Annotated in this window: 1 protein-coding gene; it reads right to left on the bottom strand. The window is 36.1% G+C overall.

Going from position 1 to position 601, the window contains the following annotated elements:
- Positions 1 to 601 (bottom strand): proton-conducting transporter transmembrane domain-containing protein (locus ACYVJ0_RS13680; RefSeq protein WP_460818409.1); only part of this gene is annotated, 601 nt, incomplete at both ends.

The raw sequence follows: 601 nt of genomic DNA, 5'->3' as shown, positions 1-601 counted from the left end.
GACTTCCAATAGCTGGTAGTAGCTTCATTAGTAGAGGTAGACCAAATTCAGCTTCAATTAGTGTAATATGATCTGGATGTTGGAATAGAGCTGTTGATAGGAAATCAGTACCAACTCCAACAAACATATCCTTAGCAATGTAACCAAATACAATAGACATAATAGATAGAATTACTAGAGGAATTACAATAATCATTGGAGCTTCATGTGCATGTAGATAATCACCCTTAGGTGCATTAGGCGTTGTAAAGAATGTTAGAGATACTAGTCGGAATGAATAGAAAGCAGTAAAGACAGCTGAAATTGTACCAAGCCAATAAGCAATTGTTCCTGATACTTCATATTGTCCTAGTGCTACTTCTAGAATTAGATCCTTACTATAGAATCCTGTCATAAATGGTAGTGCCATTAGTGATAGTGATCCAATTAGAATTGCTGTATATGTAAATGGTAGGAAATTTACTAGACCTCCTAGTCGTCGTAGATCTTGTTGATCTGCCATACCATGAATTACAGCACCTGCAGCTAGGAATAGTAGAGCCTTAAAGAAAGCGTGATTTACTAGATGAAATAGTGCTACATTATATTGTGATAGTCCTAC

Source organism: Microbacterium petrolearium, from assembly GCF_054782875.1.
The sequence above is the reverse complement of the archived record's forward strand: the minus strand, read 5'-3'. Positions and strand labels throughout refer to the sequence as shown.